We start from the raw sequence: 24,397 nt of genomic DNA, 5'->3' as shown, positions 1-24,397 counted from the left end.
GCCGCTGCTCCGTCAGGCCGCGGCCGACCGGTTGACGGCGACCGCGGGCGCGTACTCGCTCTGCACGAGCTGGCCCTTGCCGCCGGCGGTGAGGGGGATCCGGTCGCTGAGCCGCATCTCCAGCGGCAGGTCGCCGCCGGCCCGTTCCCGCAACGTCCGCGCGGTGCCGGCCAGGACGGTCTCGGCGGGCAGCGTGCCGTCCGGCACCACATGGACGCGGATCGTCCCGGCCGCGTCCTGCCGCACGAACATCTCCGCGACGCCCGGCTCGTACATCGCGACCCCCAGGAACACGTCGCCGAAGACCTTCCGGCCGTCCGGCAGGACCACGGCGTCGTTCATCCGTCCGCTGGTCAGCTTCAAGGTGCGGAACCGGCGGCCGCACGCGCACGGGTCCGGCTGGATCGCGCCGAGGTCGCCGAGCGCGTAGCGGACCAGCGGCATCGCGCGCTCGCCGAACGCGGTCACCACCACCTGCCCCTCCTCGCCGTCGGGCAGCACGGTCCCGTCCTCGGCGACGATCTCGACGAGCACGCGGTCCTCGGCCAGGTGCGCCCCGCCGCGGTGGCACTCGAACGAGATGTTCAGCGTCTCGTACGCGGAGTACTCGTCGCGGACCGGCACCCCGAGGCGCTCCTCCAGCATGGCCCGGCACGCCGGCACGAGCAGCTCCGACTCCGTCAGCACCAGCCGCAGGTCCTTGCGCAGCGCGGCCCGCTGCTCCTCGGTCATCGTCCGCACCAGCTCGCGCAGGTGCACCGGGTAGCCGATCAGCACCTTCGGTCGGTACGCCAGCAGCCCGGCGACCCAGTCGGCCGGGGGTGTCGTGGTCAGGATGACGTGCCGGCGGAACAGGCCCACCTTCTCCACCAGGCGGCCCGGCATCGGGAACGGCTTGAGGTGCGCGAGCCGGTCCCAGGGCAGGTAGCGGCGGGTCGCGAAGAACCGGCGGACGCACGCGGCCATGTGGTAGTCGTGCGCGTTCATGTCGTGCCAGCCGGTGACCCGGTGCCCGGTGGTGCCGCTGCTGGAGAACTCCACGCATCCGCCCGTGTCGACACCGTCCGCGACGAACTCCCGGTTGGGCGTGGCGCGCATGATCGCCTTGGTCAGCAGCGGCAACCGGGCCAGGTCCTCGATACCGGCAACCTGCGGCAGCCTGCCACGGTAATACGGCACGTGCGCGTTCGCGTGGGCGAGGAACCGGTTCAGCCGGCGCAGCTGGAACCGCCGCAGCCCTGACCGGGTGCCGTACTGCCGCAGCAGCGTCACCGGCACGTACGCCATCTCACGCAGCAACATGGACGTCCTCCTCGACGGGGGTGCGGCGGGCCGGCCGGGCGCGCTTCCCCAGCCGGACGTGGAGCGTGGCGGCCTGCGCGATCTCCGCGGCGGCGAGCGCGATCAGCAGCCCGACGCCGCCGCTGTACGGCACGGCGACGAGCCCGGTGACCGCCGCGGCGGCCAGGCCCATGGCGGCGGCCAGGCCGGTGATCCGGGGTGACCGCGCGTCGGAGTTCTCCACCAGGTAGCCGGCGAAGATGGTCGCCACCAGCATCGGGGTACGGGCGGCGAACAGCACCGCCCACAGCACCACACCCTGGCGGGCGTCGGTGGCGGACACCAGTACACCTGCGGCGGCGACATACGCGAGGTCCGCGGCGATCACCCAGCGCGTGATCCGCCGGGCCGCGTCCCTGCCCGCCGCACCGCGGGCGCCGAGCAGCCGCACCGACGCCCACGGGGTGTAGACGCGCAGCAGGTACAGCAGGAAGTTGATCCCGGCGGACCAGACGACGTCGACGGCGACGAGCGGCCCGACCTGCTCCTTCCACGTCGACACCGTCAGCAGCGCCACCAGAACGCCGGAGCACAGGTACATGCACACCTCGGGGCCGCCCATCAGCGCCACCGTGCACCAGATCCGCCGCAGGAACGCCGGCCGGTGCCTGATGGCGAGCGACGGCCGGCCGAGCCGCACCAGCAGCAGCAGGCACAGCACGGTCTCGGTGCCGACGAGCGTGGCGACGTACCCGAGCGGCCCGAGCCCGAGCGCGACCAGGCCGAGCAGCACCCCCTGCACGACGGTCAGCAGGAAGAACGCCCGGGCGTCGTACCACGGCCGGCCCACCGCCCGATGCAGCCCCACCAGCAGCAGCAACGTCCCGGTCATCGTGCACAGCGCCGCGACACCCACAAACACCGCGACCGGCCCGCCCGGCGCGACGAGCGCGGCGACCACGAACGCGACGAGCGGCGGCACCGGCAGCACCCACAGCAGCGCGGCGGCGGCACGGAGGATGAGCGGGCCGGTCCGCGGCGCCCGCGGCAGCAGCTTCAGGACCGTCTTCTCAGGCCCGGAGACGAGCAACGCGACGACCCACGAGAAGATGGCGACGGCACCCGCGTAGGTCGCGTACCGCTCGGTGCCCCACAGCGGCAGCAGCGCGACGGTCGCCACCAGCTGCGCGGCCCGGTACGCCCCACGGCCCGCGAGCAACGAGACGACGGTCCGCACCCCGATCCGCTCCATCCCGTCCAGTCTCCACACCCCATGGGCATCCGTCTATGCGGGCCGGGTGTCCACTCTCGCGGCGCTCGCCCCGTCGCCGCTCGTCGCTAGGGGGCTGGTTGAGATCCCGGGTGGAGCTGTTCGAGGCGATCCGGCGCGACGCGCGCCGTGAAGCGCTCTCGGATCCGCGCGCTGGCTGAGCGGCATGGTGTGCATCGGCGCACCGTGCGGGAGGCGCTGCGCTCGGCGCTCGTCGAGGCCGCCGGCGGCAGCAACTCACCCAGACCATCGCCCGCTACGGCCGCGTCGACCTCCTCTACATCGACGAACTCGGGTACCTGGAGCTCTGACCGGTCTCCTTCGAAGACCAGTCGCTGCACGCTTGTAGTCGGCTCGACCCACGGCCCTCGGCCGGACCCGCCGCAGGCTCACTCGGGGAAGGCGGCGGACGCTGTCAGACGCTCGACGAACGCACGAAAGTCGGGTGCGAGCAGGAGTTCGTGGTTCATCTCGTCGTCGATCCACACAACCGAGGGGTTGCCTGTCGGTCCACACTTCCGGTAATCGAGGGCGATCCAGCAGTGCCCGTCACCGCTGAGCAGGACGACCGGTGACGGAAGCCCCCATTCCTGCACCAGATACGGGGTGTCGAGCAGCGTCATGGTCTCGGCTTGCCCGCCCAGGCCGATCCCATACAGGCGTTCAAAGGGGACATGATCGTCTGCATAGAAATTCGTCTCGGCAGGGCATGCATCCCACGAATCGGCGATCACACCGCCGTTCTGGAGCCGAAGCAGTCGCAGGAGATCAGGCGGCAACGTGACATCGAGGTGTCGCTCCGCGGCGACGACCAGTTCGTCCGTCAGCGGCGGCAGCCGGAGACGCTCACTGTCCGGGTGCCAGAAACCAGCCGCGACCTGTTCGAACGACCCCACGCCGATCATGATCTCATCCGCGACGATTCCGCGTCGCCGGTGTCAGTCAGTCGACGGCTCATGCGCGGCAGCAGCCCAGGTGGGGCCGGGGTTGGCCAATGTGCACTGTCACACGCATCGCCACGCATCTGTTCACCTCCGGCCGACGCGTCGCAGCATCACAGCGGCGCTGACGGCACCTGCGGGCGCCTACGACCGTCCCGACGGGGCCGCCCGTGACCTCACAGCCATCGGCCGCCTATACGGCGTGCGCGGTGTTCGACGTGTGCCTGCCGCCCTCGGCAATTTCGGGATTGTCATTACCGGTAATCGCGGTCTTCGCGCGGGCGACCGGTGCGTCGGGGTGGCCGAGCGCGTCGAGCAGCGCGGCGGCGCGCAGCCAGGCGGTGCGGGCCTCGGCGGTCCGGCCGAGCGCGGCGTACGTGTCGCCCAGGTGGCCCGTCACGACCGCCTCTTGGTAGCGGTCGCCGTGCTCACGCAGCAGGGCCGCCGCGCGCCGGTAGCAGCCGACCGCCTCGTCGGGCATGCCGCTGCGGTGCCGGGAGTACGCCAGAGTATCCCACGTGATGCCCTCGCCGTGCCGGTCGCCGAGCCGGCGGTGCAGCTCGATCGCCTGGGCGCAGCAGGCGAGCGCCTGCTCGTGCTCGCCGAGGTGTGCGAGGTGCCAGCCGAGCGCGTTGAGGGTCTGCGCGCGCCCGTGGTCGTGGCCGGCCGCCTCGAACATCGCCAGGGCCCGCCGGTCGTCCGCCAGCGCCCGGCCCGGCTCGCCCTGCCACGCCGACACCCGTGCCAGCCCCCGGAACGCGAACCCCTGCCCGGCCAGGTCCCCGAGCCGCCGCGACGCCGCGAGCGCCGCCCGCAGCTGGTCCCGCGCCTGGTCGAAGCAGCGCAGCCAGGTGTACGCCCGGGCCAGCCCCCGCAGCGAGTGCGCGATCGCGGCGTCGTCGCCGAGCCGCTGCGCCGACCGCAGCGCGGTGCGGTGCACGTCGGCCTGGGCGTGCCAGTCGCCGCGCTGGTCGAGCACGTACACCAGGGCCCACGCCAGCTGCCACGCGTGCCGGTCGAACCCGGCGCCGGCCGCGTACCGAATTGCGGACGCCAGCACCTGGTCCTCCGCCGCGAACCACGCCAGCGCCGCCCGCCGGTCCGGACACGCCTGCGCCCCGACTCCGGGCAGCGGGTCCCGCAACGGCTCCAGCCGCAGCGCCGCCGCACACGCCTGCCGCACGTAGTGGTCGAGCAGCCGCTCCACCGCCGGCCGCGCGCCGTCGGTCCCGGCGGCGAGCTCCATCCCGTACAGGCGGACCAGATCATGCATCCGGAACCGCCCGGGCGTCTCCTCGGCGAGGAGGTTCGCGTCGAGCAGCTCCCGGACCGCGGGCCGCAGCGCCTCCGGCCCGCACCCACTCATGCTGGCCGCCGCCCCCGCACCGATGTCGGGCCCGGGCGCGAGGCTCAGCCGCCCGAACAGCGCGCCCGCCGCCGCCGACAGGTGCCGCACCGACCCGGCGATGGCCGCGCGCAGGCTGACGGCAAGGTCCCCGGCATCGAGCGCGTCCAGCCGGGTCCGCCGGGCCCGCAGCTCGTTCACGAGCGTGGCGAGCCGGCAGTGCGGGTCGGTGGCAGCCCGCGCCGCGACAATTCCCAATGCCAGGGGCAGCCCGCCGCACAGGGGCAGCAACGCCCGGACCGCCTCCGGCTCGGCCTCGGCGCGCGCCGCCCCGAGCCGCGCCCGTAGGAGTTCGGCCGCGTCCGGATCGGTCATGCACTCGAGCGTGACGGGATGCGCGCCGTGCGCGGCGACGAGCCCGGTCAGCCGCCGCCTGCTGGTCACCAGCACCGCGACCGTCGGCGTCCCCGGCAACAGCGGCACCACCTGCGCGCTGTCGTGAGCGTTGTCCAGCAGCACCAGCATCCGCCGGTGCGCCACCAGCCTCCGGTACAGCATCGCCTGCTCGTCCGCCCCCGCCGGCAGCGCATCCGCGGCAACCCCGAGCGCGGTGAGGAACATCCGGGTCGCGACCGACGGGCACAGCGGCTCCCCGGCCGGATCGAACCCGCGCAGGTTCACGGACAACTGCCCGTCGGGAAACATCCGCCGGTGCTCATGCGCCCACCGCAACGCCAACCACGTCTTGCCGATCCCGCCGGCCCCGCCGATGACGACAATCCCCCTGGTCGCGTTCGCCGCGTCGGTACCGTCATCGCCGGCCTCACCGAGGTCACCCCCTCGGGTGGCGCCCCGCAACGCCGTCGTCAGCTCCGCAAGCTGCGCCTGCCGCCCACTGAACACCCCCGGCGACCCCAGCACCCCCGGCACGCTCGCAACCCCGAGCCCCGCCGGCAATACCTGAATCCCGCGCCCGTCCTGCACGCTGACCGCGACCCGCGTGCTCGACGCCCCGCGCCCCTCGTGCAGGTCGACCGCCGCGGGCGTGCTCGACGCCCCGCGCCCACCGTGCGTCCCGACCGTTGCCGGCGCGCTCGACCCACCACCTGCGGTCGACCGGTTCGCTGCGCCCGGCCCGGCGTCGGTGGCAGACCCGCTGGCGGTGGTTGATCCGTCGGCTGTGGTTGACCGACTTGTCCCGTCGGCTGCGCTCGATCCGTTGGCCCTGCTTGACCTGTCGGCTGCACTTGATCCATCGCCTGCGTTTGTCCTGTTGGCCGGGCTTGATCCGTCGGCTGTGCGCGTACCGCCGGTTGTGCTCGATCCGCGGGCTGTGCTCGATCCGCGGGCTGCGCTCGATTCGCCTGCTGCGGCCGACCCGCTCAGGGGGCCCTGCCGGCTGGTGCTGCCGTCCACGTCCATCAGACCCTGTGCGGTCGGGCGGTCCGCCGCGTCGTTGACCGCCCCCGCCGCCGGTATACATGGTCCGGGCTCGTCCACCTGTATGGTCGGGGTGCCGGGTGCCTCCGTTGCGAGCGGAGTGCTCCGGGAATTCCGCCTGACCGGCAGGTGAGCGGTGGGTTGCTGATTGCTGGTTATGGCAATCCCGTTGGCGGCGGGCGTCTGCGGGTCATTACCGATTACTGGATTGCTGGTAATGGCAATGGTGGAAAGCGGTGGGGACAGGGCGGGGTCGGCTTGCAGGATCTGGCGGTGCAGGCGGCGCAGCTGCTCGCCGGGCTCGATACCGAGCTGGCCGGCCAGCTGCCGGCGCAGCGCATCGTAGCGGCCGAGTGCCTCGCCCCGGCGGCCGCAGCGGTACAGCGCCAGCATCGCCGACGCCGTGATCGCCTCGTCGAGCGGGTCGGCGTCCGCGCGGTCGAGCAGGCCGTCGACGACCGACGCGTGCCGTCCGAGCCGCAGCGCCAGATCGTCCCGGCGCTGTTCGGCGGTCCGCCGGCGGCGGTGGAGGTCGCGGCGGACCGAGTTCAGCCAGGGGGTGTCGAGGCAGCCGAAGGCGTCACCGGTCCACAGGCGAAGCGCCTCGTCGAGCAGCGAAGTCGCCGCCGGGACGTCGTCGGTGCCGGCCGCGCGGCGGACGAGATCGTCGAACTGGTGCAGGTCCACGGCGAGCGGGTCGATCTGCACCACGTACCCGGACGGCCGGCGCACGACCGTCCACCCGCCGGGCGCCAGGCTCTGCCGTAGCCGCGACACGTAGCTGTACAGCGCCTCCCGCGGGTGGCGGGGGAGCCGGTCGCCCCACGCCCGGTCCAGCAGCACGTCGGCGGGGACCGGGCGCCCGGGCTCGACCAGCAGCGCCGCCAGCACGCATCGCTGCCGCTCGTGCCCGATGTCGACGTCCACGGCCTCGCCGCGTTCGCCGTCGGTCCACGCCCCGACGTCGCCCAGCAACCGGATTCGCATCACCCGCATTCACCTCCCGTTGCCATGACGCACGTGCATCTCGGCCTTGCGGGAGCCCTGTGTCGAGAAGCCGACGGGGTTCAATCGGCCGCGGCCGGCGCGGCGGCGGTCACACCGCCGAACCGGCGCCGGCCACGAGCGCGGCGAACGCCCGGTTTGCCGTCAGGCGTCGAGACCCGCGGCGCGGGCCATGTGGGCGGCGTACCAGGACGGCCAGTCGTCGTCGTGGTGACCGAGCTCCTTCTCGTACACGCCGTGCGCGGTGGCCGCGTCCCGCAGCGCCTGCTCGACCTCGGCGACCGACTCGTACACGACGTGGCTGACCCGACCGGGCTGCCGGGAGGTGACCTCCTGCAGCACGAACGCGTTGCCGTCGGGGTCCTCGAAGGACAGGAACGAGCCGTACGACTGCCGCTGCGGATGCGGTCCCGCGACCCGGGCCGTCGTGCCCGCGTGATGGAACACCCCACCCGCGTCGTGGAACACCTCGCTCACCGCGACCCCGCGCGCCACCAGGTCGTCGTGCGCGGCCACGATGTCGTCGACGACCAGGTGCACGCCCTTCGCCGACCCGGGCGCCGCGTCCGTCACGCCGGACCCGACGATGATCGACGCCGCCGAGCCGGGCGGGGTGAAGTGCACGACCCGGAACCCTTCGGGCCCGCTGAAGTCGACGTCCTCCCGGAACCCGATCCGCGTGTAGAACTCCTTCGCCCGGTCCACGTCCGAAACCGGCAGCACCACGATTTCGAGCTTGTAGTCGACCATCTGTCCGCTCCTTCTTGCCGTACCCCCGCGATGCCCCGCGGCATCTGCTGAAGACTGTCGCGCGGAAGCGCCCGGGGTCGCCCCGGTGGAGGACCCTGGCGGGCACCCGGGTCAGCCCCCCGTGCACACCGGCGGCGCGCGGCAGGGCGGAAGTCCGGAACGGTACTGCGACATGTCGGGCGTTCGGAGACAGGCCCGAAACAATGATGGGGGACGCTGCATGGCGTGGAGATCCTGGTGGTGACGGGTATGCAGCCGGTGGGGCGGGTGTTGCCGGCGTTGGACCTGCTGACGCACGGTCGGCGGGTCGCGGGATACGACGTGCAGGCGTGCCTCACCGGGACCGAGCCGGACGTGGTGCTGGTCGACGCGCGCCGGCAGCTGGCGGAGGCGCGGGCCTTCTGCCGGGCGGTGCGCGGTTCGGCGGTGCGGACGCCGGTCGTCTTGGTGGTCGAGGAGGCGGGGCTGGTCGCCGTAGCCGCCGACTGGGGCTTCGACGACGTGGTGCTGGCCGGCGCGGGCCCGGCCGAGATCGACGCGCGGCTGCGGCTCGTGACGCAGGCGGCGGCGGTCGCGGCGAAGGCGGCCACGAGCGTGATCACAGCGGGTGCGCTGCACATCGACCCTGACACGTACGCGGCGAAGCTCAAGGGCCGGGCGCTGGACCTCACGTACAAAGAGTTCGAGCTGCTGCGGTTCCTGGCGCGGCACCCCGGCCGGGTCTACACCCGTGACCAGTTGCTGCGGGAGGTTTGGGGGTTCGACTATTTCGGCGGCCACCGGACCGTCGACGTCCACGTGCGGCGCCTGCGGGCGAAGCTCGGCAGCGAGTACGAGTCGATGATCGGCACCGTGCGCCAGGTCGGCTACACCCTGGTCCTGCCGCCCCGCCCCGAGCTCGAGCCGCTGGCCGAGCAGACGGAGCCGGTGTTACAGCGGGCGTGACCCGGTAGGAGCTGTGCGGCGGGTCACATCGGAGCGTGTCACGTTCCGATGGGGCGGCACGTCTGACAGCGCATGTTCGCAACCTATGTCACGCTCACGATCGTCGCCGCGTTCTTCAGCGGGAGCGCCGCCGTCACGTACCTCATCGGCCACGACTACCCGAAGGCCCAGGCGGAGATGAAGCGCCTGCCGCAGTCCTGGGTGCCGCGGCTGGGAGCGACCCTGGCCGCCGGTTCGCTGGGGCTGCTCGCCGGGTTCGCGGTGCCGGTCGTCGGGACCCTGGCCGCGGCCGGCCTGGTGCTGTACTTCACCGGGGCGCTGATCGCGCACCTGCGGGTCGGGTCGCGGCAGCTCGTCGGGTGGGCGGTGTTCTTCGTGACGATGGTGGCCACGCTCGTCGTGAACGTGGCCTACCACTGGTGACCGGCGGCGCCATGGTCCGCACACCATGAGCGCGCCACCCACTCTCACCACCTCCAGCGTATGGCGGCCCGCGACCATCCGACGACCGAACGCGAAACACCTTTGCCGCGGCCGGGTACGGTGCCCCGCATGGGGATGTACCTCGTCGACGTCCGGCCGGGGAACTGGGAGTACGCGACGCAGCTCGACCGGGCCCTCTCGGAGCGGGGGCTCGGTGCGTACCCGGGGCCGAGCCAGGAGGGAGCGGACCGCTTCGAGGAGAAGCTGTCGCCGCCGATGGACGGCTTCGCCGACCTGTGCGAGCGGCACGGCGCCACGGACGTGCTGGAGGCCGCCCTGTTCGTGCCGGTGCCGTTCGACGGGCTGATCACCCTGCCGGTCGGCAACGCGTACGACGACGAACGCACGGTGGTGCTCAGCTCGCACCGGCTCCGGGACCTGGTGGCGCCGCTCGTCGCCGACGTCCGGCTGCCGTCGCCCCTGCCGCGCGGCCCGCTCGCGCTCGTTACCGGCATCGACGATCCGGTTGCGTTCTATGTGGCGATGTACCGGCAGTCGGCCGAGCACTCGCTGCGGCACGGCTGCCCGCTCACGTACATCTGAGGCCTCCCGACCGGCCCAGGTCATGGGCGGGCGGCTCCGGCGGCGGGCCGTTCGTCCTGGTTCCGGGCCTCGATCGCCGCGACGGTGCTGCGCAGCGCCTTGCGCAGCTGCCCCTTGGCGACGCTGCCGAGCAGGACGCCGATGATCCGGCCCTTGAGGTTCCTGCCTTCGCGGACCACGATCGCGTCGACGGCGGTGGTGCCGTCAGGGCGCCTGGTCAGCGTGTACGTGTGGCCCGACGCGCCGCCCCACACGTTGGAGTCGGTGGTCCGCATCGTCACACGGTGCGGGTCGGACCAGTCGTAGCGCAGGCGTTCCCACACGCCGCCCGAGCCCTCGGTGACGTCGGCGTGGTCGGGGCCGAGCTCGTGCACCTTCAGGTACTCGTCGGAGCTGGCGGGGAACAGCCGCTGGCGGCCCGGGCCGAAGTCGGTGAGCCCGGCGACGAACTGCTCCGGCGTTGCGGTGATGGTCTCGCTGAGGTGGATGGTGGACATGTCGCGCTCCTGTTCGTCGGCTGCCGACAACTGCATCGGCTGACGACAGCGTGCCCGGCCCGGGTGGTCCTTCGGACCCGTGGAACACCCGGGCCGGCACACTGGTGACGCCGGACCGCTCAGGCGAACGCGCAGGTGACCGCCGGCGCGGGGTTCGTGGTGGTCCAGCTCGCGATGAACCCGAACGACGTGGACCCGCCGGCCGGCAGCGCACCGTTGTAGGCGGCGTTACGTGCCGTGGCGACCGCGCCCGTCTGCGTGACGGTGGCGTTCCAGGCCTGGCTGACCTGCTGCCCGCCGCTGAACGTGAGCGTCGCCGTCCACGCCGAGGACGCCGCCGCCGACGCGTTCCGGACGGTGACCTCCCCCTGGAACGCGCCGCTCCACTGCGAGACCAGCTTGTACTCGGCGACGCACTTCGCGCCGCCGGCAGAGGGCGACCCGGACGGCGAGGTGGACGGCGACCGGGACGGCGACGTGGACGGTGACCGGGACGGCGACGTGGACGGTGACCGGGACGCGGAGGCCGACGCCGACGGTGACACCGACCGGGACGGTGACGGCGAGGCCGACCGGGAACCGGACGGTGACGGCGTGACGCCCGAGAGGACCTGCGTCACGGCCGGGAACCAGCGGTCGGCCATCTTCTGGAAGCCGGCGTCGTTGGGGTGCACGCCGTCGCCGGTGTCCGTGGCCGCGTCGAACCCGGTCCACAGGTCCGCGACGACGATCGGCGACTGCGCGGTCGTCAGCCCCGCCGCCCACCCGGGGATCGCCGCGTTCAGCGCGACCACGTCCGCCGGGCACGTCGCGCACGCCGACGCGCTCATCGGGATGATCTGCGCGACCACGATCCGCACCGCCGGGTTCTGCGCCCGCATCTGGCCGACCAGCTTCGTGAACGCGGCCAGCTTCGTGGCGGTCGGGATGTACCCGCCCCACATGTCGTTCGTGCCGAGATGCATCAGCACGACGTCGGGCCGGGCCGCGGCCAGCCACGGCGGCAGCTGGTTGTTGTCGGCGATCCCGGTCGCCGAGAACCCGCCGTGACCTTCGTGGTCGAAGTCGTAGGCGTACCCGGGATTGCACCCGCCGCCGTCGGACACCCCGCCGACGAAGTCGATGTTGGTGTATCCGCTGGTCTGCAGCCGGTGCCACAGCTTGGCCCGCCAGCACCCCGGACCGGCGGTGATCGAGTCGCCGAGCGGCATGACCCGCACGGCCGCCGCCGCCGACACGGCCGGACGGGCAACGACGAAGGACGCCGCGACGAGGAACGCGGCGAGGGTGACGTACATGATGGAACGCAGCGACATGAGAGCACACTTCCTAGGCAAGACGGACGTGCAACAGCACCTGCCCGGCTCCCATGGCATCGCGCGCCGTCGATGCTACCGCACCTGCCCTCGCGTCATCGTCCGCGGCGCCGGTACGGTGTGCCGCCATGGGCGCTCTCGGGCTGCACCTCGGCCTCACGATCCCGCCGGCCTCCGGTGACGCACTGCTCCGCGACGTCTGGGACGTCCTCGCCGGCCGGATGGCCCGCCTCGCCGGCACCGCGCCCAGCGAGGAGATCCTCGCGTACTACCTGGCGTTCCAGTCCTCGGACGGCCTCGCCGACGGCACCTGGTCCGCCACCGCCGGCGCCCTGCAGTTCGCCTTCACCGACGCCGCCGGCCTGTGCGTCGTGGAGATGTACGCCTGCCACCACTGGACGTCCCTGACCGTCCTGGACCGGTGGCCCGCCCTGACCGCCCTTGCCGCCGACCACGGCACGGACCTGGTCCCGCCGTTCGCCACGGACGCGGAGACGGTATTGCGCGAAACCCTTGCGGGCGGCGCCGACCGGGTCTTCTTCCACCACTTCACCGACGAGCACCACGAACGCCTCGGCCACGCCCTGACGGCCGAAGCTCCACAGGACGACCACGAACTGCGCTTCTACGCCCTCGACGAGGCGACCCGCGCCCTGAAGGACACCGGCGCCGACCGCCGGCGCCTCACCGACCTCATCACCACCGGCCGGTGCGCCTGCGACGTCTGCCAGAACCTGCGTTACCTCCGCGACCTGCCCCGCGCCCGCGGCCAGCACGAGTTGCGACCCACCGTCACGCCATTGTGGACGGTTCTACCTAGCAGTACTATGCATCATACTTCTAGGGTATCCAGGGGTGGTCCCGGTGAAAGTGGCGAAGGATCTGGTCGCGGCGTCGGCGACGCCGATGGTGCTCGGGATTCTCGCTGAGGGCGACAGCTACGGCTACGCCATCCTCAAGCGGATCAACGAGCTGTCCGGCGGGGAGCTGGACTGGACCGAAGGGCTGCTGTATCCGTTGCTGCACCGCCTCGAACGGCTCGGGCACGTCGAGTCGAACTGGAAGGCGGTGACCGGCGAGCGGCGGCGCAAGTACTACCGGATCACCGAACAGGGGCTCGCGGAGCTGGCGGAGCAGCGGCGGCAATGGGACACCGTCGTCGACGCGCTGCGGGAAATCTGGCGGGCCCCGCTGGCCGTCGCACCGGTGGAGTGCCCGTCATGACCGACTTCGAAGCGCTGGACCAGCCTGACGAGGCCCTGGAAGCGCAGATCGCGCAGTGGCGGGAGTACGTCGAACGGCGGCGCGAACTGAAGACCGCCGACGCCGACGAGCTCGAGGACCACCTCCGCGGATCCGTCGACGAGCTGGTCGAGGCCGGGTTGAGCGGCGACGAGGCCTTCCTGGTCGCGGTCAAGCGGATGGGCAGCCTCGACGAGCTGTCCCGCGAGTTCGCCCGGGAGCACTCCGAGCGGCTGTGGAAGCAGCTGGTGCTGACCGGCCCGGACGGTGGTGCGGCCGCGGGCGAGACGGGGGCGCGGAAGACGCTGTGGGTCATGGCCGGCTGCGCGGCCGGGGCGGCGGCGACGTTCAAGCTGCCGGAGCTGTTCGGGGCCGACCTCGACGAGGACGGACTGTTCTACGCGACGAACATCAGCCTGTTCGCGCTGCCGTGGCTCGCCGGGTTCCTCGCCTGGCGGCGGCGGGCCCGGCCGGGGCTGATCGCGCTGATCGCCGCGCTGTTCGTGCTCGGCGCGGTCGCCGCCAACGTCTACCCGCTGGACGAGGGATCCCAGTCGCTGGTCATCACCGCCATCCACCTGCCCATCGCGCTCTGGCTGGTCGTCGGGCTGGCGTACGTGGCGGACGACTGGCGCTCGACCCGCCGGCACATGGACTTCATCCGGTTCACCGGCGAGATCGTCATCTACTTCGTGCTCATCGCGCTCGGCGGCGTGGTGATGGTCGCGTTCATGGTCGGCACGTTCAAGGCGATCGGCGTGCAGCCGGAGCGGTTCATCGTCGAGTGGCTGGTCCCGTGCGGCGCGATGGCGTCGGTCGTCGTGGCCGGGTGGCTCGTCGAGGCGAAGCAGAGCGTCGTGGAGAACATCGCGCCGGTGCTGACCCGGCTGTTCACGCCGCTGTTCACGGCCGTGCTGGTCGCGTTCCTGGTCGCCGTGGGGGTGACCGCGGCCCGCATCGACGTGGAGCGTGAGGCGCTGATCCTGTTCGACCTGCTGCTGGTCGTGGTGCTGGGGCTGCTGCTGTACTCGATCTCGGCGCGGGACCCGCTCGCCCCGCCCGGGCTGTTCGACAAGCTGCAGCTCGCGCTGGTCGTGAGCGCCCTGGCCATCGACGCGCTGGTGCTGATCGAGATCACCGGTCGGGTCACCGAGTTCGGCACCACGCCCAACAAGGCCGCGGCGCTCGGCGAGAACGTGATCCTGCTGGTCAACCTGGCCTGGTCGGCGCACCTGCTGCTGCGGTTCATCCGGAGGCAGGGCCGGTTCGCGGCGCTGGAGCTGTGGCAGACCCGCTTCCTGCCGGTGTACGCGGCCTGGGCGTGGGCAGTGGTCCTGATCTTCCCGCCGGCGTTCGCCTTCATGTAAGGGCGTCGTCCGCGCTTGGTTCGGGTGCCGCGGGGAGCAGCACGGTGATCGTGGTGCCGATGCCGGGGTGGGTGCACGGCACCTGGGTGGGCTGCGGGTGGTGGTGGGCGGTGCCGGAACACCAGCGCAGCCTGCCGCCGTGCGCGGTGGCGATGGCGTCGACGAGGGACAGGCCGAGTCCGGTGCCGGGGGTGGTGCGGGCGGCGTCGGCACGGGCGAAGCGCTCCGCGGCGTGCGGCAGGAACTCGGCCGGCATGCCGGGGCCGGCGTCGTGGACGGTGAGCCGCGCCCAGCCGTCGGTCGCGGAGACGGCGACGGTGACAGGTGCCGCGCCGTGGCGCAGGGCGTTGTCGAGCAGGTTGGTGAGGATGCGGTCGACGCGGCCCGGGTCGATGCGGACCGGCGGCGCGGGGCCGAGGTCGGTGCGCACGGCGCCGTCGGTGAGGCCGGCGGCGGCGCGGTGCCGCCGGACGGTCGGCGCGACCGTGCGAGCGAGGTCGGTCGGCGGGGTGCCCGCCGCGGGTGCGGGCTGCACGCCGACGTCCAGGAGGGAGTCGGCGAGGGCGATGAGCCCGGCGGTGTCCGCGGCGGCGGCACGCAGCGCCTCCTCCAGCTCGGCGGCGGGGCGCGGACGCCGCAGCGCCAGCTCCAGCTCGGCGGCGAGCAGGGTGAGCGGCGTACGCAGCTCGTGGCTCGCGTCGCTGACGAAGCGCCGCTCCCGCTCCAGGGCCGCGTCCAGCGCGGTGAGCATGTCGTTGAGGGTGCGACCGAGGCGGGTGAGCTCGTCGTCGCCGGCGGGGACGTCCAGGCGGACACCGGCGGCGCCGTCGGTGATGCGGGCGGCCTGGGCACGGTACCGCTCGACCGGGTCGAGCGCCGCCCGCGCGAGGCGGTAACCGACGAACGAGGCGACCGCCAGGGCCGCGAGGTTCGCGAGCGCGAGCTGGGCGATGAGCTCCCGGAGGGCCTCGTCGCGCTGGTCGCGCCGCACGGCGACCACCACGACGGCCGGCTGCCCGGCCGGCGGTGCCGGGTCCGTGGACAGCGGGGTGGCCAGGACCCGCAACGGTTCGGGGCTGATCGGCAGCAGCGTGCCGTGATCGGCGCGGACCGGGCCGCGCCGCGCGGCCGCGACCTGCCCGGCGGTGAGCAGCGGCCGCCCGGCCAGGCCCGGGCTGGCCTGCAGGACGGTCCCGGCAGGGTCGAGGATCTCGTACAGGCCGCCGGAGACGACCGCGGGATTGCGGGGGCCGAGCGTCCCGTCGTGCAGGGCGGCCGTGACCGCGGCGCTCTCGGCGGCGAGGTCGGCGTCGAGGCGGCGGTCGAGGGCGTACTGCACGCGCAGGTACACGAACCCGCCCGCCCCGGTGAGCACGACCAGCATGGCCGCGGCGAACCCGGCGATCAGCCGGACGCGCACCGGCAGCCGCCGCCACCGCACCGACCCGGGCGCCACCTCAGCCGCCGTCCGGGCGTAACCGGTAACCGGCGCCGCGCAACGTCTCGATGGCGTGCCGCCCGAACGGCTTGTCGACCTTGCCGCGCAGGGTGGCGATGTACACGTCGATGACGTTGGAACGCAGGTCGGTCTCGCCGTCCCACACCTCGTCGAGGATCTGGTACCGGGTGACGCACTGCCCGGCCCGCGCCATGAGCAGCGCGAGGATGTCGAACTCCCGGGCCGACACGTCGATCTCGGTGCCGCCGCGCGCGACCCGGCGGGAAGCGGGGTCGAGGGTGAGGTCGCCGGCCGTGAGCGTGGCCGCGGCCGCGTCGGCGCTGCGCCGGTGCAGGGCCCGCAGCCGGGCGAGGAGCTCGTCGAACGAGAACGGTTTGGTGAGGTAGTCGTCGGCGCCCGCGTCGAGGCCCGCCACCCGGTCGGGGACCTCACCGCGGGCGGTGAGCATCAGCACCGGCACCCGGTGCCCGGCCTGCCGCAGCCGCTGGCAGACAGCGACGCCGTCCAGGCCGGGCAGCATCACGTCGAGGACCACGGCGTCGAAGTGGCCACCGGCCGCGGCGAGCAGCCCGTCCGGGCCGGTGAACCGGGTCTCGGTGTCGTGGCCGGCCTCGGTCAGGCCGCGGGCGAGCAGCTGAGCGAGGCGCCGCTCGTCCTCCACCACCAGTACGCGCATGCCGCCCAGTGCATCACGCCGCCGCGGACGTTCATCCGCTTTTCATCTTCGGCGGCCTGCCGTCCGATGGCCGGGTGGTGTGCGGCCCGCATGACCTGTGGCCTGCCGTGCGGCTTCATGTCTGTTTCATGTCGCCTCCGTACCGTCGGCGGCCATGAGCGATGTGCTGGCGGTCAACGCCGTCGACCTCACCAAGACGTTCGGCCCGCTGACCGCGGTCGACCACATCAGCCTGCAGGTCGCCCAGGGCGAGGTCTACGGCGTCCTCGGCCCCAACGGTGCCGGCAAGACCACCGTGCTGCGCATGCTGTTCGGCCTCATCCGCCCCGACAGCGGCGTCCTTGAGGTGTTCGGCCGTTCCTGGCCCCGCGACGGGGTGCGGACCCTGGACGGGGTGGCCGGCTTCATCGAGAGCCCGAAGCTGTACCCCGGCCTGTCCGGACGGCGCAACCTGCAGCTCCTCGCGGGCCTCGACGGACTGGACGGCGCGACCGCGGCCCGGCGGGTCGACGAGGTCCTCGACACCGTCGACCTGCTCGGCCGGGACCGGGAGAAGGTCCGCGGCTACTCCTTCGGCATGCGCCAGCGCCTCGGCGTGGCCGCCGCCCTGCTCCGCGTGCCCCGCCTGCTGGTCCTGGACGAGCCCGCCAACGGCCTCGATCCCGCCGGCATCCGCGACATGCGCGCCCTCGTCAAACGCCTCGCCGGAAGCGGCATGACGGTCCTGCTGTCCAGCCACGACATGGCCGAGGTCGAGCAGATCTGCGACGACGTCACCATCATGCGCACCGGCCAGGTCGTCTACCACGGCTCCATCGCCGGCCTGCGCGATCGGGCGCCGGTCCCGGCGCACCGGCTGACGACCACCGACGACGACCGCGCGGCCACCCTTGCGGGCGCCCGCGGCCTGGAGGTCGAGCCGGCCGCCGGCGGCCTCGCGGTCCGCGGCGACGAGAAGGCGCTCGACGCGCTCATCGCCGACCTCGTCGGCGCCGGGATCGGGCTGCGCGGCCTGGCGATGTCCGAGACGCCCCTGGAGGCGCTGTTCTTCATGCTCACCGAGCGCCCGCCCACCGCGCCCACCGTGTCCAGCGCGTCCACCGATCCCTCTGCGGCCACCGCCGACCAGGGCCGTCACGCCGTCACGTCCGGAGCCCGCCGATGACCCACACTGCCACCGGCCGCGACACCGCCACCGGCCACAACGCCGTCGCCGTCGCGACGCACACCGCCGGCCACCACGAGCGGGCCCGCCGCCCCGGCACCCTGACCGTGCTGCGCTGGGAGGTCGCGAAGCTCGCCGCGCAGGCCCGCGCCCGCTACCTCCTGCTGGGCTGCCTGATCGTCCCGCCGGTCATCGTGGCCGTGTTCACCGGCCAGCAGCCGCCGTCGGACACCATCTACGGCCGGCACATCCACGAGAGCGGCCTCGCCGACGCGCTGCTCATCCTCGCCTTCGCCCACCAGTGGCTGCTGCCGCTGCTGGCGTCGCTGGTCGCCGGGGACATCTTCGCCAACGAGGACGGCCACGGCACCTGGAAGACCATCCTGACCCGCTCGGCGAGCCGCGGCCAGATCTTCGCCGCCAAGACGCTGACCGCCGCCGGCTTCAACCTCCTCGCGCTGCTCGTCCTCGCGGCCAGCACGATCGCGGGGAGCCTGCTCATCGTCGGCACCCAGCCGCTGCCCGGCCTGTCGGGCCAGCTCATCCCGGCCGGGACCGCGCTGCCACTGGTCGCCGCGGCCTGGGCGACGGCGATCGCGCCGCTGCTCGGCTTCACCGCGCTGGCCCTGCTGCTGTCGGTACTGTCGCGCAATCCCACCGCCGGGGTCGCCGCGCCGGTCGTGCTCGGCTTCGCCATGCAGCTGCTGTCCACGCTCGGCGGCCTGGACCTGGCCCGGCGGCTGCTGCTCACCACGGGCTTCGAGGCCTGGCACGGCCTGTTCACGCAGCAGCGGTTCACCGGCCCGATCGTGCAGGCCGGCGCGGTCGCTGCCGGCTGGGCCGTCGTGTGCCTGCTCATCGGTTACCTGGCGCTGCGCCGCCGCGACGTCATCGGAGGCTGACCGACATGCACCGCACCACATCGCGCATCCGCCGGCTCGGCCCGACCACGGCCGTCCTCGCCGTCGTCGCGGCCGTGTTCGCCGCCACCGCCGGCCACGGCGGCGAGGACATCACCAAGCCCCGCCTCGAACGTGCGATCGCTCCGACGTTCGCCAACCTCTACGTCCAGCGCTCCACGATCCTCGGCAAGACCGGCGTCACCGTCGCCTCGATCGACGCGCACGCCGCCTGCGACCGCGGCGGCCCGAAGGTGCCCGACACCGGGCCCGGCGCCAACTGGATCTGCATGATCACGTTCACCGACGACGCCGGCCAGCGGCAGGAGGGCAAGTTCGAGGTCACGGCCAACGCCGACGCCACCTACGTCGCCGGCGGCCCGTCGAAACTGGTCGGCCTGGCCACCATCACCGACACCCGCGGCGTCGACGTGACCAACCCGGCGTTCGAGTTCGACGGCGCGTTCGACCCCGACACCTGACCGGCGCCGCGGGGCACATGACGTGGCTGCGGCCGGTGAGCCGGTCCCCGGGCGACCCGGCCGCAGCCACCTTCCCGGATTGTCGCGGCTTATGATCTCTTGCCATGGCGGCAGACGGGGTGGCTGAGGCATTCGAGCGGTTCGCGCGGCACATGTACGAGCAGGCGCCCGACGGCTGGCACACGGCGGTCCTGTCGGCCGACATCGTGCGCAACGGCCACGGCGGCGAAGGGGTCCGCTACCTCCGCGAGGACGGCACCGGCATCTATCAGCCGTCGATGGACCACCGGGCGGTCGGACCGGTCCTCGTCGAACTGTTCCACGACCTCGCCGCCGGCGAACGGTTCCGCAACGTGCTGGCGCACCTCACCCTCGACGCCGCCGGCCGGTTCGACGCGGCCGCCCGGTTCGACCTGCGCGGCTCCAACGTCGGCAACACCTACACCGCGGTGCTCCGCGACGGCCTGCCCCCGGAGTCGCTCGACCCGGAGCCCGTGGCGGCGGACCCCTCGTACGCCGGCGACCCCGACCGGGCCGTGACGCTCCTGCGCGCGCTGGACCAGGCGGACCTCAACCCGCCGGCCACCGAGGAGGCCATCGCCGCGGCGGAGGCGGCACTCGGCTTCCCGCTGCCGCCGGACCTGCGCGCGCTCTACACCGTCGCGGACGGCGGCGGCGACGACATCATGGACGGCCTGCGGTGGCTGACGCTGGCGGGGCTCGGCAACGCCGACCTCACCTCGGCACCGCAGCCGGGCGGCTGGACGACCCGCTGGGACCGGGTCGTGCTCGACGCCGAGCCGTTCGACACCGTACGCCGGGCCACCGGCCGCCCCGGATGGATCCCGTTCGCCGAGGACTACGACGGCAACTTCCTCGCCGTCGACCTGGCGCCGGCCCGGCTGGGCCGCCCCGGCCAGGTCATCCGGATCGGCAACTCCCACGCCGACGGCCCTGAGTACGTGGCCGACTCGGTCACGTCACTGCTCGCCGGAGCCGCCGCCGACCCCGACGCCGACGCCGAACCGGTGGTGGTCGGCCCGCACAGCCTGCGGCCCACGGCGCAGGCTGTGCGGCTGAAGGGGGCCGGCATCGACAGCGCACCGCTGGCCGGGCTGCGCCACCTGCGCCGGCTGTGGTCCAGCGGCCCGATCGACCTCACCCCAGTGCGGCACCTGCCGGTGGAGTGCCTGCAGATCAACGTCGGCAGCTCCCTCGCCCCGCTGGCCGGCCACCCGACCCTGCGGACGCTCACCCTGTGGCCCGGCGCCACCCCGGTCACCCTCGCCCCGCTGCGCGACGTGCCGAACCTGCACGGTCTCGCCCTGGCCGGCGCCGCCACCGTCACCGACCTGGAGACCGTCGCCGAGCTGACCGGCCTGTGGTACCTGGAGCTGTCGTTCGACCAGTGGCAACGGATCCGTCCGGCGCTCGACCGCCTCGACAACCTGCACGCGGTGACGCTCGGCGGCAACCCCACCGCCCGCCAGGCGATCGAGTGGCGGTCGTTCTTCGACTCCGACCCACACGTCACGGCCCGCCTGTCCCGCGCCGCGACCGGCCTGGCCGGTTAGGGCGCAGCCAGCGGATCGCGAGGTCCGGCGCCGGCGCGGCAGCAGGTGCCGTGCGCCGGCCGAGGCCCACGGCGGGTTCGACTGGAAACCAAAAGCCGACTCGACGCTCGCGCGGGCGCATCAGCACGCCGCCGGGGCGCGGAAGGGGAGATCCGCAGGCTGAGCCGCCCGGCCGACCACACGTCGGGCCGGTCCCGCGGTGGGCTGACCGCAAGGTCCACCTGGGTTGCGAGCAGAGGGGCAGAAGCCGCTGTCGATCATGCTGACCGCCAGATCGGGAGGCCCTCACCGACAATCCGGTGGCGTCGCTGGCCCAGGCCTCGGTGGCCCAGCCGGTGGGGCGTGCCGGCCGCGGAAACGGCCGGACGACGGTGGACCAAGCGCATATGCCGAGAGTGAACCGGGCGGCGTTACGGACCCGCAGTCGGAGGACGGACCAGGTCGCCAACCGGGCGTGGAAGGACCCCACGATGTGCGGCCACCCGCGTCCGACCCCCGGGTTGAGGGTGTCGGCACCGGAGGCGTCGTGGGTGGACGCGTGGGCCTATCCCGTCACGGATCCTTCCGTCGCGCTGAAGGCCCGGAAGCCCTCGATGTAGGCGGCGTCCACGGCGGGCAGCGGGAAGCTCTCGTTGTCGGCGAACCAGAGCTCGTTCTCCAACCAGTAGCGGCACAGGAACGCCTCGAACGACTCGCCGCAGAAGACGACCTCGTCCGGTCCGGGCTCGCCGTCCGGGTCATCCCAGTCCTCCGGGACGTCAGGGTCGTCGTACGCGGACGGGCCGAAGTGGCTCGGCGAGCACACCACGGCGTGGTCGCTGCCGTCAGCGGCGACGTACAGGTACCAGTACAGGCATCCCTGCTGGTCGGCGAGGAACCGGATCAGATACCCGTCGGCGCCCGGTGCCGCGACGGGTGCGGCACTGACGTCGACGAAGCACGCCGTGCACGAGCGGATCCTGCGCTGTAACTCGCCGTCGCCCGCGAACTTCACGAACGCCGGCGGCAGCGGCAGGCCCAGCGCCGCACACGCGGACAGCAGCGCGGGGAGCTCCTTCGCCGGGGCCGAGCCGATGCCCCACGCGTCGGGTGCCGGCTGTGAGGCGAGCCAATCCAGGTCCCCGGACATCGCGAACGGCACGGGCGGCAGATCGTCGAACTCATACCTGCCATAGGTGCTCATCGGCGTCCTGCTGACGCCCCACCAGAACGGACGAAACGGCGAATCCTGCGCCAGCACCGAGCACCTCCGAACCACACCCCGAACCCGACGCCGTCAACATAGCGCCCGGGTACGACAAGAATCCGGCGGCGAGAGACCCGCTACCTGGCGGTCGCGGCCCTGCAGGTGCGGCGGGTGTCGCGCCACGCGATCCAGGCCGCCCGCAGCCGGGGCGACGCGACGGCCTCCCCGCGGCGGCGGGCGCGCAGCTGCCCGACCAGCCACGCCGGCGCGGCCGCCTGCTCGACGGCGAGGGACTTCGTCAGCAGCTCACCGGTGCGCAGCGCGTGCCGCCCCCGCGCCATCGACGTGAGGCCGAGGTCGATCATGAGCGGGCTCAGGAAGATCCACGGCCGCCGTGACGCCCACGCCCAGTAGCCGGTCAGCTCCGCGCGGGCCGCCTCCCGCACGTCGTCGCCGGTCACCGCCGGGAACAGCGCCTGCGGCGCCCGCCCGAACACGGCATACCCGTGGTGCGCCAGCTCGGCCCTGGAGACCAGGGACAGGATTCTCAGCACCAGCAATCCGTGTGTCCACGTCGGGTGTTGTACGCCGATGCCGTCGCGCCCGCCGACGTCGACGTAGACGCAACCGAGGTCGAGCCCCGCGGCCGTCGTGGCATCCAGGCGGCGGTGCAGGGCCGCCAGCTGAGCCTGCCGGTCGTCGCCGACGGGGCCGTCGGTGACCGCGACGAGGTCGAGGTCGCTGACGCCCGGCACGTAGTCACCCGTGGCCAGCGACCCGGCGACTAGCAGGTCGGTGACCCAGCCGAGCGCCCGCAGCTCCTCGCCGAACGCCGCGAGCGCTACCGCGTGGTCGGGCATGTCCAGCGCATCATGTCGGAGGGCCCCTTCAGCTCGCCGCCGCCCGGCAGCGACACCAGCGTGCCGACGGCCGTCGTCCCGTCGGCGCTCATCCCGCTGTACAGCATGAGCGCCCGCGACCGGCCGGGCAAACGGCAGCGGCGCCGGTGCGCGACCGATTACCGGTTAGCGGATTGCAGGAAACCGGTAATGGCGACTCAGTGGACGTTGGCGGGGTCCACGTCGCGGGAGGTGGCGCAGGCGGTGCACTGCACCGTGTGCTTCACGCGCAGCGGGATCAGCGGGATGAAGAACAGCGACAGCTTCAGGACCCGCTTGTAGAGCGGGTGGGCGGCCGTGTTGCCGCAGTGGGGGCAGCGCAGGGTCAAGGTACGCAGGTGGGTCACGCGCCAGCCCCAGCCGAAGATCAGCACGCGGCCATCGTAGCGGCGGGGCGGCGGGTCGTGACGGCGGCGGCCGTGAGGGTGAGGGCGGACAGGCAGGCGAGGAAGAGCATCGCCACGTACGGGTCCTGGATCTCGATGCGGCTGTTCGCGAGGTCGTCCGCGGGGGTCAGGGCGGCCGGGACCAGGTCGGGGATGAGGCGCGGCGGGCCGTACACCGACAGGAGCACGACACCGCCGAACACCAGCAGCGGGGCGAGCACGCCGACGGACAGGGCCGCGAGGGCGCCGCCGCGGGCGAGGAGGGTGGCGGCGACGCCGCAGCCGATCGCGAACAGGGCGCCGCCGACGTTGGTGGGCAGCGGCGGGAACGCGACCTGCAGCGCCAGCCAGACCCCGGCGGCGGCGCACGCCGCGGCGACGCCGGCGGCCAGGGCGCGGCCGGTGACGGCGGTGCGGGCGGCGGTCAGGGCGAGGAACCCGATCAGGTAGCTGGTCAGGAGCACCGCGAAGATCGGCACGGCGGTGCGGGCCTGCTCGTCGGGTGGGCCGTGGTGGCCCGCGGCGGCGGCGAACGCCGCGGTCAACGCCGCGACCAGTAGGCAGCCGCCGGCGCGGACGGCGCGGGCGGTCCGGCCGGCGGCGACCGGGCCGAGCGCGCGGGCCGCGAGGGCGACCGCGAGCAGGAGCGCGATGACGCCGACGACGCCCCACCGCAGCGGCTGGTACGCGATGCCGGCCGACCACCGCAGCACCCCGGCGAGGACGGCGACCGCCGCGAGCGGGTAGGCGAGCGTCCGCAGCACGGCCGGCTGGCAGACGACCGCCGCCACGCAGCCGAGGGCGTGGCTGCGCCGGTCGCGCCCGGGCGGGATCGCGGCGGACTCGGCCAGCATCGCGCGGCCCCAGTCGCGCCGCGACGCGGGCAGCAGCCGTACGACGAGGGCGAGCAGGGCGGCGCTCACCAGGCGGCCCTCGGCTCGGTCCGTGTGGGCCGGACGGGCGCCGCGAGAGGCTCGAGGTCGGCCGCCGCTGTCACGCCGGCGCCGGTCAGCCGGTACAGGTGCCGTGGCGGTCTCCCGTGCGGCGGGTCGGTCTCCCAGGACGCCTCGAGCAGGCCGCGGTCGGAGAGCCTGATGAGGATCGGGTAGAGGGAACCGGCCTTGAGCCCGACCTCCTGGCCGAGCTCATAGCCATACCGCCACTGCGTGGGGTCCGCGGCCAGCGCGCGCAGCACCGCTGCGGTCTGCGGGGACGGGCGCCTGACTCGCTGCACACGCTAACTCTA

The 24,397-nt window shown here is 73.3% G+C and carries 24 protein-coding genes; 10 read left to right on the top strand and 14 right to left on the bottom strand.

Annotation, left to right across the window (positions count from 1 at the left end; translation table 11 throughout):
- Nucleotides 1-12: 12 nt before the first annotated feature.
- The 5 genes from ABD332_RS27845 to ABD332_RS27825 all read right to left on the bottom strand — a co-directional run bounded on the left by ABD332_RS27845 (nt 13) and on the right by ABD332_RS27825 (nt 8,032).
- The gene (locus tag ABD332_RS27845) at nt 13-1,302 is read right to left on the bottom strand and encodes a phenylacetate--CoA ligase family protein (RefSeq protein WP_344505132.1); all 1,290 of its coding nucleotides are present in this window, start codon (nt 1,300-1,302) and stop codon (nt 13-15) included.
- Nucleotides 1,289-2,533, bottom strand: a complete 1,245-nt coding sequence (locus ABD332_RS27840) for a hypothetical protein (protein WP_344505131.1) — start codon at nt 2,531-2,533, stop codon at nt 1,289-1,291. The genes ABD332_RS27845 and ABD332_RS27840 overlap by 14 nt, the downstream gene beginning before the upstream one ends.
- Nucleotides 2,534-2,940: 407 nt before the next feature.
- Nucleotides 2,941-3,456 (bottom strand): SMI1/KNR4 family protein, encoded by a 516-nt coding sequence (locus ABD332_RS27835; protein WP_344505130.1) that lies wholly within the window; start codon nt 3,454-3,456, stop codon nt 2,941-2,943.
- Between the two features lie 229 nt (nt 3,457-3,685).
- Nucleotides 3,686-7,264, bottom strand: a complete 3,579-nt coding sequence (locus tag ABD332_RS27830) for an AfsR/SARP family transcriptional regulator (protein WP_344505129.1) — start codon at nt 7,262-7,264, stop codon at nt 3,686-3,688.
- Nucleotides 7,265-7,426: 162 nt separating this feature from the next.
- Nucleotides 7,427-8,032: a VOC family protein gene (locus ABD332_RS27825; RefSeq protein WP_344505128.1), complete on the bottom strand. Its 606-nt coding sequence runs from the start codon at nt 8,030-8,032 to the stop codon at nt 7,427-7,429.
- Nucleotides 8,033-8,257: 225 nt separating this feature from the next.
- Between ABD332_RS27825 and ABD332_RS27820 the strand changes: the two genes are divergently transcribed.
- From ABD332_RS27820 to ABD332_RS27810, 3 genes are all read left to right on the top strand, one after another.
- Entirely contained in the window at nt 8,258-8,977 is a 720-nt protein-coding gene (locus ABD332_RS27820; RefSeq protein ID WP_344505127.1) for a winged helix-turn-helix transcriptional regulator, read from the top strand.
- Between the two features lie 72 nt (nt 8,978-9,049).
- Nucleotides 9,050-9,400: a DoxX family protein gene (locus ABD332_RS27815; RefSeq protein ID WP_344505126.1), complete on the top strand. Its 351-nt coding sequence runs from the start codon at nt 9,050-9,052 to the stop codon at nt 9,398-9,400.
- Between the two features lie 129 nt (nt 9,401-9,529).
- Nucleotides 9,530-10,003 carry a hypothetical protein gene (locus ABD332_RS27810; RefSeq protein ID WP_344505125.1) on the top strand — a complete coding sequence of 158 codons (474 nt, stop codon included), beginning with the start codon at nt 9,530-9,532 and terminating at the stop codon, nt 10,001-10,003.
- A gap of 20 nt (nt 10,004-10,023) precedes the next feature.
- On the opposite strand, the gene ABD332_RS27805 is transcribed toward ABD332_RS27810, so the two are convergent.
- Nucleotides 10,024-10,536, bottom strand: a complete 513-nt coding sequence (locus tag ABD332_RS27805) for an SRPBCC family protein (protein WP_344505124.1) — start codon at nt 10,534-10,536, stop codon at nt 10,024-10,026.
- Between the two features lie 83 nt (nt 10,537-10,619).
- The gene (locus ABD332_RS27800; protein ID WP_344505123.1) at nt 10,620-11,816 is read right to left on the bottom strand and encodes a cellulose binding domain-containing protein; all 1,197 of its coding nucleotides are present in this window, start codon (nt 11,814-11,816) and stop codon (nt 10,620-10,622) included.
- Nucleotides 11,817-11,944: 128 nt separating this feature from the next.
- Between ABD332_RS27800 and ABD332_RS27795 the strand changes: the two genes are divergently transcribed.
- From ABD332_RS27795 to ABD332_RS27785, 3 genes are read left to right on the top strand one after another with little or no spacing between them, the layout of a single operon-like run.
- A complete protein-coding gene (locus ABD332_RS27795) occupies nt 11,945-12,745 on the top strand; it encodes a hypothetical protein (RefSeq protein ID WP_344505122.1) in 801 nt (266 codons plus the stop codon).
- On the top strand, nt 12,681-13,040 hold the full coding sequence (locus tag ABD332_RS27790) for a PadR family transcriptional regulator (RefSeq protein WP_344505121.1): 360 nt from the start codon (nt 12,681-12,683) through the stop codon (nt 13,038-13,040). The genes ABD332_RS27795 and ABD332_RS27790 overlap by 65 nt, the downstream gene beginning before the upstream one ends.
- Nucleotides 13,037-14,425 (top strand): permease prefix domain 1-containing protein, encoded by a 1,389-nt coding sequence (locus tag ABD332_RS27785; RefSeq protein WP_344505120.1) that lies wholly within the window; start codon nt 13,037-13,039, stop codon nt 14,423-14,425. Before ABD332_RS27790 ends, ABD332_RS27785 begins: the two co-directional genes overlap by 4 nt.
- Here ABD332_RS27785 and ABD332_RS27780 read toward each other — a convergent pair.
- Nucleotides 14,418-15,881: a sensor histidine kinase gene (locus ABD332_RS27780; protein WP_344505118.1), complete on the bottom strand. Its 1,464-nt coding sequence runs from the start codon at nt 15,879-15,881 to the stop codon at nt 14,418-14,420. The genes ABD332_RS27785 and ABD332_RS27780 overlap by 8 nt on opposite strands.
- A gap of 1 nt (nt 15,882) precedes the next feature.
- A complete protein-coding gene (locus ABD332_RS27775; protein WP_344505116.1) occupies nt 15,883-16,560 on the bottom strand; it encodes a response regulator transcription factor in 678 nt (225 codons plus the stop codon).
- Nucleotides 16,561-16,714: 154 nt separating this feature from the next.
- Here ABD332_RS27775 and ABD332_RS27770 point away from each other — a divergent pair, with 154 nt between their 5' ends.
- From ABD332_RS27770 to ABD332_RS27755, 4 genes are all read left to right on the top strand, one after another.
- Nucleotides 16,715-17,725 (top strand): ABC transporter ATP-binding protein, encoded by a 1,011-nt coding sequence (locus ABD332_RS27770; protein WP_344505114.1) that lies wholly within the window; start codon nt 16,715-16,717, stop codon nt 17,723-17,725.
- A complete protein-coding gene (locus ABD332_RS27765; RefSeq protein ID WP_344505113.1) occupies nt 17,722-18,627 on the top strand; it encodes an ABC transporter permease in 906 nt (301 codons plus the stop codon). Before ABD332_RS27770 ends, ABD332_RS27765 begins: the two co-directional genes overlap by 4 nt.
- A gap of 5 nt (nt 18,628-18,632) precedes the next feature.
- Entirely contained in the window at nt 18,633-19,106 is a 474-nt protein-coding gene (locus ABD332_RS27760) for a hypothetical protein (RefSeq protein WP_344505112.1), read from the top strand.
- A 104-nt stretch (nt 19,107-19,210) separates the two neighbouring features.
- A complete protein-coding gene (locus ABD332_RS27755) occupies nt 19,211-20,680 on the top strand; it encodes an SMI1/KNR4 family protein (RefSeq protein WP_344505110.1) in 1,470 nt (489 codons plus the stop codon).
- Between the two features lie 544 nt (nt 20,681-21,224).
- On the opposite strand, the gene ABD332_RS27750 is transcribed toward ABD332_RS27755, so the two are convergent.
- From ABD332_RS27750 to ABD332_RS27730, 5 genes are all read right to left on the bottom strand, one after another.
- Nucleotides 21,225-21,863, bottom strand: a complete 639-nt coding sequence (locus tag ABD332_RS27750; protein WP_344505108.1) for a hypothetical protein — start codon at nt 21,861-21,863, stop codon at nt 21,225-21,227.
- A gap of 140 nt (nt 21,864-22,003) precedes the next feature.
- On the bottom strand, nt 22,004-22,726 hold the full coding sequence (locus tag ABD332_RS27745) for a nucleotidyltransferase domain-containing protein (RefSeq protein WP_344505107.1): 723 nt from the start codon (nt 22,724-22,726) through the stop codon (nt 22,004-22,006).
- A gap of 197 nt (nt 22,727-22,923) precedes the next feature.
- On the bottom strand, nt 22,924-23,139 hold the full coding sequence (locus tag ABD332_RS27740; protein ID WP_344505105.1) for a zinc-ribbon domain-containing protein: 216 nt from the start codon (nt 23,137-23,139) through the stop codon (nt 22,924-22,926).
- Entirely contained in the window at nt 23,133-24,074 is a 942-nt protein-coding gene (locus ABD332_RS27735) for a hypothetical protein (RefSeq protein ID WP_344505104.1), read from the bottom strand. The genes ABD332_RS27740 and ABD332_RS27735 overlap by 7 nt, the downstream gene beginning before the upstream one ends.
- Complete coding sequence (locus tag ABD332_RS27730) at nt 24,071-24,385, bottom strand: PadR family transcriptional regulator (protein ID WP_344505103.1); 315 nt, start codon at nt 24,383-24,385, stop codon at nt 24,071-24,073. The genes ABD332_RS27735 and ABD332_RS27730 overlap by 4 nt, the downstream gene beginning before the upstream one ends.
- Between the last annotated feature and the right edge of the window lie 12 nt (nt 24,386-24,397).

The organism is Dactylosporangium maewongense (assembly GCF_039531485.1).
Classification (GTDB): domain Bacteria; phylum Actinomycetota; class Actinomycetes; order Mycobacteriales; family Micromonosporaceae; genus Dactylosporangium; species Dactylosporangium maewongense.
Note: the sequence above shows the minus strand (reverse complement) of the source record. Positions and strands in the feature narration are given on the sequence as shown.